This window comes from Sporosarcina sp. Y838, from assembly GCF_056786515.1.
Genome location: NZ_JBXCJD010000005.1, coordinates 262,185 through 279,252, shown reverse-complemented (window position 1 = coordinate 279,252; position 17,068 = coordinate 262,185). Strand labels below are relative to the sequence as shown.

At 38.8% G+C, this 17,068-nt stretch carries 20 protein-coding genes and 1 riboswitch; of the genes, 17 read left to right on the top strand and 3 right to left on the bottom strand.

Annotated elements, in window-relative coordinates; genetic code table 11:
* Nucleotides 1-6: 6 nt before the first annotated feature.
* From hisD to rlmN, 9 genes are all read left to right on the top strand, one after another.
* Nucleotides 7-1,293, top strand: coding sequence for a histidinol dehydrogenase (hisD, locus tag AC1TO4_RS09655; protein WP_482105134.1), 1,287 nt, complete (start codon nt 7-9; stop codon nt 1,291-1,293).
* Nucleotides 1,286-1,870 carry an imidazoleglycerol-phosphate dehydratase HisB gene (gene hisB, locus AC1TO4_RS09650; RefSeq protein ID WP_482099922.1) on the top strand — a complete coding sequence of 195 codons (585 nt, stop codon included), beginning with the start codon at nt 1,286-1,288 and terminating at the stop codon, nt 1,868-1,870. The genes hisD and hisB overlap by 8 nt, the downstream gene beginning before the upstream one ends.
* 53 nt (nt 1,871-1,923) lie before the next feature.
* Nucleotides 1,924-2,640, top strand: coding sequence for a 1-(5-phosphoribosyl)-5-[(5-phosphoribosylamino)methylideneamino]imidazole-4-carboxamide isomerase (gene hisA / locus AC1TO4_RS09645; RefSeq protein ID WP_482105133.1), 717 nt, complete (start codon nt 1,924-1,926; stop codon nt 2,638-2,640).
* Nucleotides 2,637-3,398, top strand: coding sequence for an imidazole glycerol phosphate synthase subunit HisF (gene hisF, locus AC1TO4_RS09640; RefSeq protein ID WP_482105132.1), 762 nt, complete (start codon nt 2,637-2,639; stop codon nt 3,396-3,398). The genes hisA and hisF overlap by 4 nt, the downstream gene beginning before the upstream one ends.
* 2 nt (nt 3,399-3,400) lie before the next feature.
* Nucleotides 3,401-4,042, top strand: coding sequence for a bifunctional phosphoribosyl-AMP cyclohydrolase/phosphoribosyl-ATP diphosphatase HisIE (gene hisIE, locus AC1TO4_RS09635; protein WP_482105131.1), 642 nt, complete (start codon nt 3,401-3,403; stop codon nt 4,040-4,042).
* Complete coding sequence (gene hisC, locus AC1TO4_RS09630) at nt 4,035-5,099, top strand: histidinol-phosphate transaminase (protein WP_482105130.1); 1,065 nt, start codon at nt 4,035-4,037, stop codon at nt 5,097-5,099. The genes hisIE and hisC overlap by 8 nt, the downstream gene beginning before the upstream one ends.
* An 81-nt stretch (nt 5,100-5,180) precedes the next feature.
* Nucleotides 5,181-5,360: a hypothetical protein gene (locus tag AC1TO4_RS09625; RefSeq protein WP_482105129.1), complete on the top strand. Its 180-nt coding sequence runs from the start codon at nt 5,181-5,183 to the stop codon at nt 5,358-5,360.
* 733 nt (nt 5,361-6,093) lie between these two features.
* The gene (locus tag AC1TO4_RS09620) at nt 6,094-6,471 is read left to right on the top strand and encodes a cytochrome-c oxidase (RefSeq protein ID WP_482105128.1); all 378 of its coding nucleotides are present in this window, start codon (nt 6,094-6,096) and stop codon (nt 6,469-6,471) included.
* Between the two features lie 155 nt (nt 6,472-6,626).
* Complete coding sequence (rlmN, locus tag AC1TO4_RS09615) at nt 6,627-7,691, top strand: dual-specificity RNA methyltransferase RlmN (RefSeq protein ID WP_482105127.1); 1,065 nt, start codon at nt 6,627-6,629, stop codon at nt 7,689-7,691.
* 91 nt (nt 7,692-7,782) lie between these two features.
* On the opposite strand, the gene AC1TO4_RS09610 is transcribed toward rlmN, so the two are convergent.
* From AC1TO4_RS09610 to AC1TO4_RS09600, 3 genes are all read right to left on the bottom strand, one after another.
* Nucleotides 7,783-8,151 carry a hypothetical protein gene (locus tag AC1TO4_RS09610; protein ID WP_482099914.1) on the bottom strand — a complete coding sequence of 123 codons (369 nt, stop codon included), beginning with the start codon at nt 8,149-8,151 and terminating at the stop codon, nt 7,783-7,785.
* 143 nt (nt 8,152-8,294) lie between these two features.
* Nucleotides 8,295-8,615: a YflT domain-containing protein gene (locus AC1TO4_RS09605; RefSeq protein WP_482105126.1), complete on the bottom strand. Its 321-nt coding sequence runs from the start codon at nt 8,613-8,615 to the stop codon at nt 8,295-8,297.
* Nucleotides 8,616-8,699: 84 nt separating this feature from the next.
* Nucleotides 8,700-8,996, bottom strand: a complete 297-nt coding sequence (locus AC1TO4_RS09600) for a hypothetical protein (protein ID WP_482099912.1) — start codon at nt 8,994-8,996, stop codon at nt 8,700-8,702.
* Nucleotides 8,997-9,225: 229 nt separating this feature from the next.
* On the opposite strand from AC1TO4_RS09600, the gene AC1TO4_RS09595 reads away from it, so the two are divergent.
* From AC1TO4_RS09595 to ribE, 8 genes are all read left to right on the top strand, one after another.
* Entirely contained in the window at nt 9,226-9,873 is a 648-nt protein-coding gene (locus tag AC1TO4_RS09595) for a DedA family protein (protein ID WP_482105125.1), read from the top strand.
* Between the two features lie 373 nt (nt 9,874-10,246).
* A complete protein-coding gene (locus AC1TO4_RS09590) occupies nt 10,247-10,993 on the top strand; it encodes a FixH family protein (RefSeq protein ID WP_482105124.1) in 747 nt (248 codons plus the stop codon).
* 223 nt (nt 10,994-11,216) lie between these two features.
* A complete protein-coding gene (locus AC1TO4_RS09585; protein WP_482105123.1) occupies nt 11,217-11,678 on the top strand; it encodes an S-ribosylhomocysteine lyase in 462 nt (153 codons plus the stop codon).
* Between the two features lie 891 nt (nt 11,679-12,569).
* Nucleotides 12,570-14,333, top strand: coding sequence for a methyl-accepting chemotaxis protein (locus tag AC1TO4_RS09580; protein WP_482105122.1), 1,764 nt, complete (start codon nt 12,570-12,572; stop codon nt 14,331-14,333).
* Nucleotides 14,334-14,398: 65 nt separating this feature from the next.
* The gene (locus tag AC1TO4_RS09575) at nt 14,399-14,842 is read left to right on the top strand and encodes an OsmC family protein (RefSeq protein ID WP_482105121.1); all 444 of its coding nucleotides are present in this window, start codon (nt 14,399-14,401) and stop codon (nt 14,840-14,842) included.
* A gap of 297 nt (nt 14,843-15,139) precedes the next feature.
* Nucleotides 15,140-15,287, top strand: a riboswitch (FMN riboswitch).
* A 59-nt stretch (nt 15,288-15,346) separates the two neighbouring features.
* Nucleotides 15,347-15,892 (top strand): bifunctional diaminohydroxyphosphoribosylaminopyrimidine deaminase/5-amino-6-(5-phosphoribosylamino)uracil reductase RibD, encoded by a 546-nt coding sequence (gene ribD / locus AC1TO4_RS09570; protein WP_482105120.1) that lies wholly within the window; start codon nt 15,347-15,349, stop codon nt 15,890-15,892.
* Nucleotides 15,840-16,115: a RibD family protein gene (locus AC1TO4_RS09565; protein ID WP_482105119.1), complete on the top strand. Its 276-nt coding sequence runs from the start codon at nt 15,840-15,842 to the stop codon at nt 16,113-16,115. Before ribD ends, AC1TO4_RS09565 begins: the two co-directional genes overlap by 53 nt.
* Before the next feature lie 297 nt (nt 16,116-16,412).
* A complete protein-coding gene (ribE, locus tag AC1TO4_RS09560) occupies nt 16,413-17,066 on the top strand; it encodes a riboflavin synthase (RefSeq protein ID WP_482099905.1) in 654 nt (217 codons plus the stop codon).
* Nucleotides 17,067-17,068 lie beyond the last annotated feature (2 nt).

Sequence of the window (17,068 nt, the reverse complement as noted above, 5' to 3'; positions counted from 1 at the left end):
TAATTCATGAAGATTGTATCATTGAAGCAATATACAGAAGAGAAAGCGCTACACACAACAGGACTAGCATTTGACCTTGAATTTGATCGAACTGTGTTAGGAATTATCGAAGCGGTTCGCAAAGAGGGAGATCAAGCCTTATTAAGTTATACGGCTCAGTTTGACGGTGTCCAACTGGATAACCTGATTGTGACAGCTGAAGAGTTCGCAGAAGCGCAGACATTGGTTAAAGAGTCGTTCATGAGTGCACTCAAAAAAGCAAAACAAAATATTACCGCATTCCATGAAATACAAAAAGAACAATCATGGTTTATCAATCAAGAACAAGGGATTATGTTAGGCCAGAAAGTGACGCCTTTAAAAAGTGTAGGAATATATGTACCTGGAGGGAAAGCAGCTTATCCATCTACTGTTTTGATGAATGCCATACCGGCAAAAATTGCTGGGGTCGGAAAGATTTCAATGGTTACACCGCCTCAGGCAGATGGCAAAGTAAATCCACATGTACTCGTAGCAGCACAAGAAGCTGGAGTTGATGTAGTTTATAAAGTCGGTGGGGCACAGGCGATTGCAGCACTAGCGTATGGAACGGAAACGGTAGAAAAAGTCGTAAAAATAACGGGGCCAGGAAATGCATACGTAGCACGGGCTAAAAAATGGGTGTTCGGAGACGTCGCCATCGACATGATTGCAGGTCCGAGTGAAATTTGTGTCGTGGCAGATGATAGTGCAATACCGGAATTTGTCGCAGCCGATTTGCTATCACAAGCGGAGCATGATGAAAATGCAACAGCGCTATGTGTGACAACGAGCAGGGGATTTGCTGAGGCACTTCAAAAAGAAGTTTTACGACAAACCGAAATCGCAGAACGCAAGAGAATCATCGACGTTTCTATTAAGAGAAATGGAAGAATTATTTTGGTTGAATCAATAGAAGAAGCTTTTGATTTTGTAAACGAGATCGCCCCGGAACATCTGCAGTTAATGGTTGAAAATCCGTTAGAGCAATTACCCTTCATACACAATGCAGGGGCAATCTTTTTAGGAAACTATTCCCCTGAGGCTTTGGGCGATTATATGGCTGGTCCAAATCATACATTACCGACAAGTGGGACATCCGCATTTTCTTCTCCATTAGGTGTCTATGACTTTATGAAGAAATCAAGTATCATTCATTATACAAAGCAGGCACTACAAGATGTTTCAGATGACATTATAGCACTTGCAAATGCAGAAGGTTTAACAGCCCATGCAAATTCAATTCAAGTTAGGAAGGCGGATAAGAATGCGTAGAAAATTGATTTCAAGACAGACTGCTGAAACCAAGATTAATTTGGATTTTGCGATTGATGGAACTGGTAAAGGGAACATTAATACAGGGGTTGGCTTTTTCGATCATATGCTGACACTGTTTACGAATCATGGACGATTTGATTTGACAGTTGATTGTGATGGTGACATTGAAGTTGACCAGCATCACTCGGTCGAAGATATTGGTATCGTTTTGGGACAGGCATTTTACGAGAGTATCGGATCGAAGGAAGGCATCGAACGCTATGCAACGGTGTCAACCCCGATGGACGAAGCGTTGTCCACGGTATCCATTGATATTAGTGGTCGTCCGTTTTTCGTGTATAACGTAGAAGGATTGAAAGACAAAGTGGGAGAATTCGATACGGAGCTTGTAGAAGAGTTTTTCCATGCATTTACAAGTCATGCCAAAGTGACATTGCATATTAATTTACAGTACGGGAAAAACAGTCACCATATTATCGAATCCATATTTAAAGGATTTGGACGTGCTTTGCGTGTAGCGAGTACGATCAACCCGGATGTAAAAGGAGTTCCATCAACAAAGGGAATGCTGTAAAAACAGTACCGTACTTCATATAGACATATCTACTACAAATAGGAGGAGAAGGCATGATTTTATTTCCTGCAATTGATATTCGTAATGGTAAGTGTGTTCGGTTAATTCAAGGTGATTATGATCAGGAGATTATCTATAATGATTCACCTACAGAGATGGCAAAGGAATGGGAAAGACAAGGTGCCGAGTACATACACGTTGTAGATTTAGATGGAGCTAAAACAGGAAATTCTTTAAATCTGGAAGCAATCCAGGCGATTGCTAAAAGTGTAGCGATACCAGTTCAAGTAGGTGGCGGTATACGGAACATGGAAATCATTGACGCACATATTGCGGCAGGCGTAAGTCGAGTAATAATTGGAACTGCTGCAATTCAGGACAAACCATTTTTAAATCAAGCTGTAGAAAAGTATGGAGACAAAATTGCAGTTTCCATCGATGCTAGATTAGGAATGGTAGCAACTGACGGTTGGACGGAAACAAGTGATGTGTCGGCTGTTGACTTGTTACATGAATTGGAGCTAATTGGCATTAAAACAGTCATTTACACAGATATTATGAAAGATGGCATGATGCAAGGCCCTAACTTTCAAGAACTAGAATTAATGGACAAAGCGTCTTCCATTAACATTGTGGCGTCAGGCGGCGTTTCTACAGAGACTGACATCGCTCAGTTAGAGGACCTCGATTTATATGGTGCAATTATTGGTAAAGCGTTATATGAAGGTAAAATCTCTTTAGAAAAAGTATTAGGGGGTAGTAGAGGATGACAAACAATCGAATTATACCATGCCTCGATTTTGATAACGGTAAAGTTGTTAAGGGTAAAAAGTTTTTAGAAGTTCAAGAAGTTGCGGATCCACTAACATTAGCGAAGAAATATGTGGCTGATGGCGCCGATGAACTTGTGTTTTATGACATAGCCGCTTCAACAAAAAACCGTCCAATGTTCCTAGACCTAATTGCACAAATTGCAAAAGAAGTACCAGTGCCATTTATTGTAGGAGGCGGCATCAGGACAATTGAAGATATCCAGAAGGTATTTAATGCAGGTGGGGATAAAGTATCCATCAATAGTGCAGCGCTAATCGATTCAACTTTAATAGAAGAGGCAGCAAAAAGATTCGGTTCTGAACGAATTATTTTATCGATGGATGTGAATGAAGTGGGACCTTCTAAATGGTCTGTCTTCTCAAATGGTGGCATGAAAGACACAGGTATAGATGCTATTGAATGGGCAAAGCAAGCTGAAAAGTGGGGCGCAGGTGAACTGGTAGTTAATAGTATCGGTGAAGACGGCGTGAAAGACGGATATAATCTCGAATTGACAAGAACAATTGCTGAGGCAGTTAGTATCCCTGTCATTGCAAGTGGTGGGGCGGGAACACCTGAACACTTCCACACTGTTTTAACAGAAGGAAAAGCCAACGCTGCACTTGCCGCATCTGTATTTCATTTCGAAGACATTAATATTGGTGAATTAAAAACATATTTAACTAACAAAAATACCTCCGTTGGGAATGAGTAACTATGACAATACAAATCGACACGATTTCGTTTGACGAAAATGGATTGATTCCTGCCGTTGTTCAAGATGACCGCACTGGAAATGTACTAATGCTCGCATATATGAATAAGGAAGCGTTGCAAAAGACCATTGAAACGAAGGAGACGTGGTTTTACAGCAGGTCTAGAAAAGAGCTTTGGAACAAAGGGGCTACTTCCGGCAATCGTCAACTAGTGAAAAGTCTCGCATTGGATTGTGATAGTGATTCCATATTGGTTCAAGTTGCACCTATGGGTCCGGCTTGTCATACGGGGGAAGTTACTTGTTTCCATAAACCTGTATTCGAAGAGAAATTATCGAACCGATCCATTGTTCATGAAATAATAGATGAAATAAAAGATCGCCATGCCAATCCCGTAGAAGGTTCATACACAACTTACCTATTCCGCGAAGGATTAGATAAGATTTTGAAGAAAGTCGGGGAAGAAACAACTGAAGTTGTCATTGGTGCAAAAAACCGTGATAAAGCTGAAGTGACGAGTGAACTTGCTGATTTGACGTACCACTCACTTGTGCTCATGGAAGAGTTAGGCGTAACTGTTGAAGACGTCAAAAAAGTATTGACAAATAGAAGACCTAAAAGTGAAGTACTTCGGGATGAGTAAGTTTTGGAGCACAATGGCGAAAAGAACAGAACCCTATATTCCCGGGGAGCAGGTAGAACAACCCAATATCGTTAAATTGAATACAAATGAAAATCCGTATCCTCCAAGTCCAAATGTATCGATTGCTATCCAGGAGGAGATGGTGCGCAACCTTCAATTGTATCCATCACCTACAGCGACGGAACTCTGTGAAACGATAGGACGGCACTATAATCTTTCTGCTGATGATATATTTGTAGGCAATGGCTCTGACGAAGTATTAGCATTCTCTTTTATGGCATTTTTCGAACCAGGTAAGCTGATTCGCTTTCCTGACGTAACCTATAGTTTTTATCCTGTGTATGCAAAGTTATTTGATATTCCCTATGAAGAAATTCCATTGAATAAAGATTTTACATTGTCTGCAAAAGATTATTTTGACTCGGAGGGCGGCGTCATTTTACCGAACCCGAATGCACCTACCAGTATTTATGCTGAGCTTGAAGTGATTGAAGAAATTATCCGAAAAAACCCGAATCAAGTAGTTATCATTGATGAAGCGTATATTGATTTTGCTTCAACATCAGCAACCGAGTTGATTCGGAAATATGATAATGTACTCGTCATTCAAACAACATCAAAATCGCGTTCACTTGCTGGTTTACGTGTCGGTTTTGCGATGGGTTCACCTTCTTTGATCGAGGCACTGATACGAATTAAAGACTCATTCAATTCCTATACCTTGGATCGGCTCGCATTAGTCGGTGCAAAGGCGGCATTTGAGGATGTATCTTATTTTACTGAAACAGTGGAAAAAATAATTGTTACGCGGGAAAAAACGATAGAGCTATTGAATCAGCTTAACTTCAAGACATTGCCTTCACAAGCGAACTTTGTTTTCACAACTCATAAAACGGTGCATGCAGAAATTCTTTATAACGAATTGAAAAAAGAAAATGTGCTAGTCAGGTATTTTAATAAACCTGGAATTGATAATTATTTACGCATTACAATTGGTACAGATGAGCAGATGGAACAATTAGTTGATAAATTGGTCAAAATTATCAACTCATATTGAACTACTTGATGCGAAAACAAAATAATTTGGTGTAGTGTGTATTGAAACTGATATAGTTGTGTTAACAAAGGAGTGTCTTACATGGGATCTAAATACATTGATATTGCACTTATCGCATTTATGGGCTATTTTGCATTTACGCGATTTTCAAGTGGACAAACCGGCTTCGGCATTTTTTTCACGGTTCTTGCGCTATTGAACATTTTAACACTTGTTATGAAAATCAATAAAGAAAAAGAAACAAATAATGATGTTCGATGAATAGGAAATAAGCAACGAAGATTGACTAGTCTCCCTCCAAAGAATATGGAGGGGCTAGTCTTTTTAACTTTATATAATAGGCATCATTTAGGAGTGTAGATTACTAAACCGCTTGTCGCTTTGGGGATGCCTCTGGCCCTGAGCCTGGATTGGCGCTTCGCATCCAGGCTCAGGGCTTCGGCTACCCCTTTGCCGCGCCTGCGCTGGTGTGTACATTATCGGGAGAGTTGTAATTCAGAAAGTGGATTGAAGAACGCTTGGCGCTTTGGGGATGCCTCTGGCCCTGAGCCTGGATTAACGCTTCGCATCCAGTCTCAGGGCTTCGGCGACCCCTTTGCCGCGCCTGCGCTGGAGTTTCCCATTATTGAATTTGATTTTGAGATTTATGGACTGAGATTATAATGTGATTACTATTTGATACTAATATCATTGAAGAAAGAAGCACTACAGGCTACAGGTCTTGTCCCTGATAACGAAATGTGCTTCCAGAGACCATCCACAAAGCGCAGAAGTGGTATTAGCAGGATTTCTGGTTAAGTATTATGTAACGAGAGTTTTTCATTGGCCTCGCGTCCTCTGGGATCAAGCTCAATTCAAAATCTGGACGCAATCACACCAAAGCGTGGCGGAAAGTATAGTGAAAAATGATGAATCATAGACTATTTGAATTCAAAGCTTCATAGAATAGGCTAGTAGTGTTAGCTATATAAAAAAGAAGGAAGGGAAGGGGAATTTGAGTAAAAAGTTCCTTAAGATTTCTGTTGTCTATTTCATGATTGGAATTTCATTTGGGCTCTACATGTCTCTCACACACGTCTTTACATTGACGTCTGTACATGTTCACATCAATTTATTGGGGTGGATGTCATTAGCTCTCATTGGGATATTTTATCATCTATATCCGAATCTGGAGAAAACAGGTTTAGCTAAAGCACATTTTTGGCTTCATAACATCGGACTTCCAGTTATGATGATTGCGATTGCTTTGGCGATTCTAGGAGTTGGTAATGTATTTTTCCCGATTGCGACAGCAGGCGGAGCTGCTACACTGATTGGTATATTCTGTTTTGGTTTCAACGTCCTTATGAATATCGATAAACGCATAGCTTGAAAGTAAACAAACCGCTTAAATTTGCCGCTAGATAAATGCGGAAAACAGGCGGTTTTTTTATTACTAAAAAACTCAGTAAATTAAATTAGTTGTTCCAATTTCTAATTTCATGTAGTATAATGTTAAGATTGCATTTTTTGAAATGAGGATAATTAATGAAAAACTCGATATATGGTCTTACGATTGATCAACTAACAGAATGGTTACTGGAACAAGGACAGAAAAAATTCCGTGCCGCACAAATTTGGGACTGGTTATATAAAAAACGAGTAACAAATTTTGCAGACATGAAAAATATTAATACAGAATGTATCGAACTGCTTGAAGCAAATTACTACATCCAATCATTGGAACAGACTGTTAAGCAGGAATCAGAAGATGGGACAATCAAATTTCTATTCAAAATGCAAGATGGCAACTTGATTGAAACTGTTTTGATGAAATTCCCTTACGGCCAATCGGTTTGTGTAACGACACAAGTCGGCTGTAATATCGGTTGTAGCTTCTGTGCAAGCGGATTGCTGAAAAAGAGCCGTGATTTAAGCGCAGGGGAAATTGTTGAGCAAATCATGGAAGTGCAGCATCACCTCGATGCCAAAGCTGAAGAGGAGCGTGTAAGTCATATTGTTGTAATGGGAATCGGCGAACCATTTGATAATTACTCAAATCTGATGGATTTCCTACGTGTTGTCAACGACCAAAAAGGTCTTTCAATTGGTGCGCGTCATATTACCGTTTCAACAAGTGGAAATCCTCAAAAAATCAGAGAATTTGCGAATGAAAATATTCAGATTAACTTAGCAGTTTCACTGCACGCACCAAACAATGAACTTCGAACACGTGTTATGAAAATTAACAAAGCGTTCCCGCTTGAAAAATTGATGGATTCTGTTGATTATTATTTGGAAACAACAAACCGCAGAATTACGTTTGAATATATTATGTTATCAGACGTGAATGATCACATTGCGGAAGCACAACAATTAGCAAAACTGCTTGAAGATAAACGTCACCTGTCATATGTTAACTTGATTCCCTACAACCCGGTTGACGAACATGACCAGTATCGCCGTAGCACACCAGAGGCGATAAAAGCATTTTATGAAACGCTTAAGAGAAAAGGTATAAATTGCGGTGTCCGTCTTGAACAGGGTACAGACATTGATGCGGCATGTGGTCAGTTAAGAAGTAAGCAGATTAAGAAAGAAAAAACTGTCTAATATAGGTAAAAAAAGACACATCCATAAAATTGGATATGTCTTTTTGATTCCGAAATGGAAAATTCGATGAATCTCGTATTTATGAAATTGATTATTTATTTTTCCGCATTAAAATCACGATGAACTGCACGATAAAGGCTAGTCCCAAACCGAAGGAAGAAATGATGAATAAGGACAGCATTCCAAGTGCGTCGCCCATATTATTGGGGTTTATTAGTAAACTACGGAAAAACTCTACAAAACCGATTACAACAGCAACCATAAATATCCTAAAAGCTATCTTCAAATGGTAAAATAATAGTAAAAAAGAAAATGTACCAATGATTAACCCAAAAATACCGAACGTTAAGTAGTTCGTAAAGAGAAGTGTTTGGCCTAGGATAGTACGTACACCTAATATAAGAAGGACAAAACTCGTAAGTCCAGTAAAAAAACCAATCTTCCACAACTTATTCAACATAAACCGCACCCGCTTTCATTATACATCATATCGAATAATGGGGCTCAAATGCCAATAAAAGCATTGTAAGGCTTAATCATTTTCTAAGCTATGAAAAAATCTCAATCCCCAACGAAGGGAATTGAGATTGGATATTTCTTTAATTATTTCTTTGCAATAAGGATTAGTTTACCTTGATCAAGTTCTTCTTCGGCAGAAGCAGCTTGTTCTTTTGTTAGACCTGCACCTTCCATTTTGCTGCGAAGTTCATCACCACGGGAAGAGAACATATTCTTCATGCTATCCAAGAAACCTTGTTCTTTCATACCGACGGTTTCTGTATCGAGTGCATCAGTAATGTGGTCGCTTCTTTTTTTGTCATGTGCGAAAATATAAATATCATCATGTGTATATCCTTGTGTAACCAACTCATCGATTTCTTTCTTTGCCTGAATGGCGTTTTCAACAGTTTTTTTAATAGTCATTATAAAATCCCTCCATTTTTTTATCTCTATCTTTATATACCTTCAACAAGGGGAAACTAAACAAAATTTTTAAAAAGGGAATGATTACCTCCGTAAATTTTTATACGTCAGAATGAAGTGAGTCGGATTTGTATCGACTTCATAGGAAAAGACACCTTGTGTTGTGTGTAAATAGAAAAAACCGTTTCCACTGGAAAAGGGTTTGTATGACATGTCATGTACATGGTCTAATTTAAAAGTGTGTTGTGCTGTTGAAATCGTATCATTATATAAATGGATTTGGTGAACAGTACGACTTGTTTTTTGGTCGTACCAACCCATAATACGTTCGACTATAATATATGTAAGAGTTGAAACGCTTTGTGTGTCTTTGTCATTCATTGTGATACCTCCAAGCTTTAGTTTGAACATAATATGTAATATCTAAGCATATTGTAACAGAATTGTATTCAAATGATGATAAAAGTAAATTGGGTTATTGTTTAAATTAGCTTGTACCATAACATCTAATTCTATTACACTTAGTGACAATTTCAGTTGAAAGAAGTATGATGAATGAGGTTGTGCCCATCAGTTTATCTGATAAATAAATTTGAAAGCGAGTTTGTGAATGACTATAATTCAAAATCTAATCAACTTCATATTGCATATAGATCAGCACTTGGTTGAAATTATTCAGAACTTCGGTATTTGGTCTTATGCAATTGTATTTTTAATCGTGTTTGTTGAAACAGGTCTTGTGATTTTTCCTTTTTTGCCAGGTGATTCATTATTGTTTGCAAGCGGTGCGCTTGCAGCGATGGACGCATTCAATATCGTCGTTCTACTCAGTGGCTTCTTTATAGCGGCAGTCATTGGCGACACAGTGAATTATCACATAGGTATGAAAGTTGGAATGACAATTAAGCCGGGCAGTTTTATGGGGAAATTAATTAATCAGGATAAGATGAATAAAGCTGAGAATTTCTTTAATAGGCACGGTGGGAAAACAATTGTAATCGCACGTTTTATGCCTTTTGTTCGTACGTTCGTTCCTTTTGTAGCAGGTGCTAGCAGGATGAACTACCGTTATTTCTTAATTTACAATATTATAGGCGCAGCGTTATGGGTAGGGATATGTACAATGGCAGGCTACTTCTTCGGTAATATACCCATTATTAAAGAAAACTTTTCTACTGTTATATTATTAATTATTTTTATATCAGTTTTGCCTGCTATTATTAGTATTGTAAAGAGTCGCTCTCGAAAAAAATACTAACAACGAAACACCTCCTGATTGTAATTTCAGGAGGTGTTTTGGAAATTCAATTTAACAAAAAAAGTTGGACCCGTGCGAAAAGATCACCAGGTAAGAAGTGCTTTGCGATAGAGTTGCTCTGCCAAATTTAAGTCCTTGAAATTTACCCCATTCATCTTCTTTTCTATAAACATGCGAATCAGTTCCCTCATTTGCTGTTCATCGCTATAATCATAATGGTGGGTGAATTCGAGATAGGAACTTATTTCAATATAATCATTATTTCCAATAAATATGAAAAACCTGTGAAACGTATTATCTCACAATAAGTTCTAACTTATCATTTACTAACATAGCGAACTACGTTCAGTAAAAAGACAACGGGGGGATTTCAATGAAGAGAAAAATTGGAGTGGTATTGGCTGTACTTGTGTTACTAACAATGGCAGCATGCGGTAAAGAGGATGCTGTGAAAAAAGACGCAGCAGGAATAGCACTACCACTTAAAGTAGACCTAACTGTTACAGAAGAGGTTGAAGTGAATGGAACTGTAGAAATGTCTGCTGTCGTTACACAGGGTGAAGACAAAATAGATGATGCAGATGAAGTTGTATTCGAAATCTGGGAAGAAGGTAAAAAAGACGCTAGTGAAAAAGTTGAATCAACTAACGACGACAATGGAATATACTCAGCTGAAAAAACATTTAATCATGATGGACTGTTCCATATTCAAGTCCATGTAACAGCGAGAGGCTTGCACACAATGCCCGTGAAAGAAGTTACAGTTGGTGACGGCGGGCATTATGAAAAGGCAGCTGAAGGAGAAGTTGAAAATCACCACGCAGACGGATTTTCGATGGACTTTATGGAACGTGAAAATATAAAGTCGGGCGAGGATAATGAATTCATCGTGAACTTGCAATTTGATGGAGAGCCATTTGAAAAAGCGCGTGTACGTTTTGAAATCTGGGATGACGCTAATCCCGACAAACATGATTGGATAGATGCGGAAGAAAAAGTTGCCGGCGAGTATTCAATAGCTTACAAATTCACAGAATCAGGCTCACATAAAATACAAATTCATGTAGAAGACGATAATGAATTACATGAGCACGAAGAACATTCAATTGAAGTTATGTAATAAGTAAGAGTAGGCCTCCCTGACGATGTTAAGGGGGCTTGTTTTTATTTGTAAATTAATTAAGGGGGAAATGACTTTGCATAATTTATTTCCCCCAAGAAGTATTGTGTTATTTCAACTATTCTGATAGCTAATAAATCCTTTTTATGATATAAATAGTAATAACATTTATATTATGTGGTAAACAGATAGGAATTCAATAGATAATGAGAGGGAGATAAAAATGAAAATGAATGTTGAAAGTTTTAACTTAGATCATACAAAAGTTAGGGCACCGTACGTGCGATTAGCAGGTGTTAAGCAAGGGACCCATGGTGATGAAGTGTATAAATACGATATTCGTTTCAAACAACCGAACAAAGAGCATATGAAAATGGATGCCCTTCATTCTATTGAACATATAATGGCTGAAAATATTCGAAACCATTCGGATAATGTTGTCGACCTAAGTCCTATGGGTTGCCAAACAGGTTTTTACTTATCCGTTATCAATCATGATGATTTTGATGACATTTTAATTGTGTTAGAAAAGACATTGGAAGATGTACTCACAGCAACAGAGGTTCCAGCTTGCAATGAAGTGCAGTGTGGTTGGGCTGCAAGCCATAGCCTGGAAGGGGCAAAAGGATTGGCGAAAGAAATGCTTAAGAAAAAAGATGAGTGGCGTCAAGTGTTCGCTGAATAAAGGGTTTTTTTAATATGTAAAAATACGCATCTGACGATTAACTAATAATAATCAGTAAATAACTTGATCACACACTGGGCACAACGTGTGGATTTGCTTTTGGTTCGCTTTGAATTGAACAACTTCTATACCATTATCGAGATGTCTTAATAAGTAGGGATGCGACGAAGTCGCATCCCTACTTATTTTTTCGATAATCGTAGAGTGGTTGTTCATTCGTCGCACTCCAAAGACATAGATACAAGAAGTGCAGAATCTTTTCGGGACGAAGGAATAGACCGCTTCTCACCTGGAGAGAAGCGGTCAAAGATACAATTTTGACCGCTCAAACCTTCTACTATCGCATTCTTAATGTTAGTTTAAAAAGTGTCGATTTATTATAGAGCATCATTTAACTTTTTCTAAGAGTAAGCAGAGAATACGATGTACAACGTGCAAGAGTGCCCGAAATTGGATCTTCGGGCACTTACACTACCTATAGAAAATCATCTATTCTATTCTTTTAATGAAACCGCATTTTTCAAGTGAATATTGTAGGAACGCGGCAGGCAATTATTCACAACAGGATGTCTGAAAAGAGTGTGGCTTAGAAGTGACGGAGTCACTTCTAGCCACACTCGCCCCTCAGTAAAGGAGTTGTGATAAATTAGCCGTAAGCGGGCCGAAAATAGTCCAGTGAAAATGGTGGTTTTCAAGCCCCGGTATTATGCAAGTAATCGATTAATCAACAGATAAATCTTCAATACGTAAATCTTTCAGTGACCTTTTTATCATCACTAACATAAATCTTATAAAAATTACAGAAACTTTACACAACTTTTACAGGGTTTTTACATGCTTGTGAGAAAATTGAGTATAAATTCCTGTGAGGTGCTTGTTGAGATGAGGCGAATGGTACAAGAAAAGGCTGTTTGGAGTAAAAGGATTAAATTTTTAAAAATGGGCTCGTCCCTTTTTAAAAAAGTGAAAAGGAAAGTCTTTTCATTAAGGCTAACAACCATCTCATTTAAATTGCGACTTCTAGGTGTAATTTTAGCTATCTTACTAGTATCTACCATTACGATAGGGTTGACAGCATATGAAAAAATGAAAACCAGCACGATAAATCTTGTATCTTCACACTTGGAACGAGAAGTGACAATTGTCAACGATATGGCGAAAACATTGATGTTAGTGCATGTAGGTAATCAAGAAAACTTTATGAAAGAGCTTGAGGGAGTCATAAAAAGGCAACATGTTTCACTAACGCAAGATGGTTATAATCCAACTATATTTTACGGTAAGGATGATCAACTGATCCCTTTTGCTGTTAATGGAAATTCAACTCTGAAGTTGTCTAATCAAATCGCAGAAAAAATTAGTAAAGAAGGAAAAGGTATTTTACATGAAACGATTCAGGGGAATCCATATACCATTAGCTTTTTCCGTATTCAAGAATTAGGCGGAGAATATGTTATTGTCGTTCCAGACAGCGATTACTTATCTGATACGAGAGAAATGAGTAAGGTAATTTATGTGTCAATCCTACTTGCATTAATCATTGCATTACTAGTCATTACACCAACGATTCACCGAATGACGAAACCAATAACTGTATTACAACAAAAAATGCAAATGGTCAGGGAGGGAGACTTAAGTGTCAACCTATCGATTCAATCAACTACACCCGAATTTCATTCCCTTATAAAAAGTTTCCAGAAGATGATCAACAATATGTCTCAGATGCTAGTGGAAATTAAAAACACCAGTACACAATTAGCGCAGAACGGAAGTCACTTAAATGAGAATTCAAATACACTTCTAACGAAAAACGATTATTTAAAAGTTCAAGTTTCTGAGTTAGAGAAGATTGCATCGGAGACAGTTTCAGTTTCAGTATCTCAGCAACAAGCTTTTCAGCATATGAAAATGCAAATGGGTGTTATGTTCAATAAAATGGACGAAGTATTTCAAGTGGCAACAGTTACGGAGCAAGTCGTAAAAGCTGGAGAGGATTCGACAATCGAAACTGCTAATAGTATGCATACCTTCTTTGATAGTATGAAAAGCGTCATTCAAACGATTGATGCTTTACAAAAAAAGTTCTTGTCTGTATCACAAGTTGTTACGACAATTGACAAAATTACGAACCAAACACGCATGCTTGCATTAAATGCGAAAATTGAAGCATCAAGAGCTGGAAATGCAGGAGCGGGTTTCATAGTAGTAGCGAACGAGGTACAACGTTTAGCGGAGCAATCTGCCAATGCAACAGAATTAATAAAAGGAACGATTTCTGAAATGGAACAATCTGTTGGTAATTCTACTGCTTACATAGAAAAAATGAAACAGAATGCGACGGCTTTTGAGAGCATGACTTATGAAAATAGTAAGAATTTTAAAGAAGCTACAAATCATATTCGACTATTGGATCAAAAGTTGTTCATTATGAAAGAACAATTAGACTTATTGGAAAGCGGCCTACCCTTGTTGGAACAATCTACGCAACAAGTGGGAAATGTTTCAAAGAAAAATAAGAGTAATGCAATGCTAATGATACAGGCATTTCAGGAGCAAGTCGAAGCGATGCAAGAAGTTGAGAAAACGGGAGGAGAGCTATCCTTACTTTCAGATAAGCTATTGGAAAATGCCAATCAATTTAATACTACGAATTGAGACTGAAGTGTAAAATAGAATTGTACAGATGATTACAGCAACAAAATATAAGGGGGGCATACACGATGGCAGAACATCACTTTTATTTGAAAGCGGATTGGCCAGGTTTACGAAATGATATCGGAACGATTGATGCTGGGAATTTGAAGACAACAGTGTCAATACCTCCTGAAATGGATGGGCCAGGAGTAGGTACAAACCCTGATGAAATGTTATTAGGAGCAGCCGCCACATGCTATATTATTACGCTCGCTGCGATGATGGAACGCAGTAAGCTTGAAAAGGAAGCGTTGACAATGGAGTCTGTAGGGATTGTCGATGTAACAAACGGTGTCATTACATACAAAAAAATTATACATAAACCCCAAATCGTTTTGAAACTGGATGCGACTGAAGAGGATGTAGCACTTGCTTATAAACTTGCGGAAAAGGCAGAAACATCCTGTATGATTAGCCGGGCGATAAAAGGAAATGTTGAAATTGAATTGAAAGCGAAAGTGGTAAAATAAAATCTCCATTCACAACAGGGGGTGCTGACTTTGGTCCAGAGGCACCGCTCGAAGCTTGGATAGCATTAACGTTCAACGCATATCCTGGAAATCCGTTGGTAAATTTGAAGAACTTGGCGTAAGTATGGAAGGTGTCAAAATTTGGTCTAGTTGTTCCGTAATACATTGATATCGATTCGATTGGAGACTTAAAAGAATAAGGACAATGATGACTGAGACTCAGTTCCGTTTCGAAACGAACTGAGTTTTTTTGTTTTTTTTATAAAAGTATGGTAAATTTAAATCGGTACGTATAAACAAACTCTTCGGGGCAAGGTGAAATTCCTTACCGACGGTGATCGAGCATAGCTCGTAAGTCCGTGACCCGTCCTTCTTCGTTTGGAAGGCGGTGGAGCTGGTGAAATTCCGGCACCGACAGTTACAGTCTGGATGGGAGAAGTGTTTTGGCTATACGTACTATGCTTGCAAGCTCTGCCCTTTCAAATAGTGAAAGGGGGAATGCAAATGGAACCTCAACATTATATGAGAGTTGCTCTTGAACTGGTGCGGACTGCACAGGGACAAGCCTCGCCGAATCTACTCGTCGGTGCTGTTTGCGCGAAAGACGGTCTGATATTAGGGACCGGTGCACATTTGCGAGCTAGAACACCTCATACAGAAGTGCAGGCACTGACGATGACAGGTTTGAATTCTGTTGGTGCAGATCTATATTTGGCACTAGAACAGTTTTTCCATAGAGGGAAAACACTTTCGTGTACAGATCTACTTAGATCGTCAGGAATTCAACGTTTCTTTGTTGCGTCTTTCCATCCGAATCCTTCCGTAAAAGGAACAGGAGTCGGGCTTCTTAAAGTAGCGGGAATCGAAGTCATCTCCGGCATTTTACAACAAGAGGCAGAGCAGTCAAACCAAGCATTTTTGTATTTCAGTAAATACGGGACACCATACGACACCTTGAAAGCCGCCGCAACTCTTGACGGTAGACTTTCAGCGCAGAATGGGGACAGCAAATGGATTACTTATTATCCATCACCTCCGCAATATCCATGATGCTATTTTGGTTGGCGTACAAACCGTACTTCACAATAACCCTTTCCTCACCACCCGTTTGCCCCATGGTGGAAAGAATCCAATTCGAACTATTTTAGAAAGGCATCTCAGGACGCCCAAAACAGCTAATGTCATAACTGACTGCGCTACAGAAACAATTTTTTTACACTCGATACACCAGAGTTGGAACCTGCTTTTTCGAATATCCTCTCGTTTTAATTGAAAGGATCTCAGAAAATGTACCTTTTTTGAATGTAATTTTAAATCGTCTTGTAAAGATTAGAAGCATGAAGATGTTAGTCGAAGGCGACAGCCGTTTCCTTTGCAGTTTCATCACTGAAGGCTTGGCGGATGAACTGTATTTGTAAATCACTGAGATTGACTGGCAATAGGCATCTATCTATGTGGACGACACGCAGAACAGGATGGCGGATGAGAATCACTCCGTTTTTTTAATGTGCAACAAATCGGGGACGATATTCGATTGCGTGCCAAGTTCCTGAAGGAGGATTGACTATAATTGTTTACTGGAATTATCGAAGAAATAGGAACAGTTTCAGCGGTCAGACCAGGATCGAATTCAATGCAACTATCAATTCGTTGCGCTAAAGTGCTGAGCGATGTTAAAAAAGGCGACAGTTTGTCAGTGAACGGTGTCTGTTTGACGGTATCGGACTTCTCAAGTAATCATTTTTCTGCCGACGTCATGCCTGAAACAGTCAAGGCGACAACGCTTCATGCATTGCGAACGGGAAGTCCCGTCAATCTTGAGCGTGCAATGGCGGCAGATGGTCGATTCGGTGGTCATATCGTCAGCGGACATGTTGATGGCACCGGAGAAGTCGTGTCAGTGAGACAAAAAGAAAATGCCATTTATGTTGAAATCAGTGTCGAGCCTCAATTGTTGAAGTATTTCATCCCGAAAGGTTCAGTAACAGTGGATGGGACTTCGCTTACTGTCTTTGGTGTGACAGAAGAAAGTTTTATCATCTCACTAATTCCGGTTACACAAGATGACTCAATCATCGGTCGGAAAAGACCAGGGGATAAAGTGAACGTAGAATGCGACATGCTTGCAAAATATATTGAACGGCTTATGACTACTACTAACAAAGAGAAATCAACTGGCGGTTTAACAATGGATACACTTGTCGCAAGCGGATTCCTCAGTTAAGG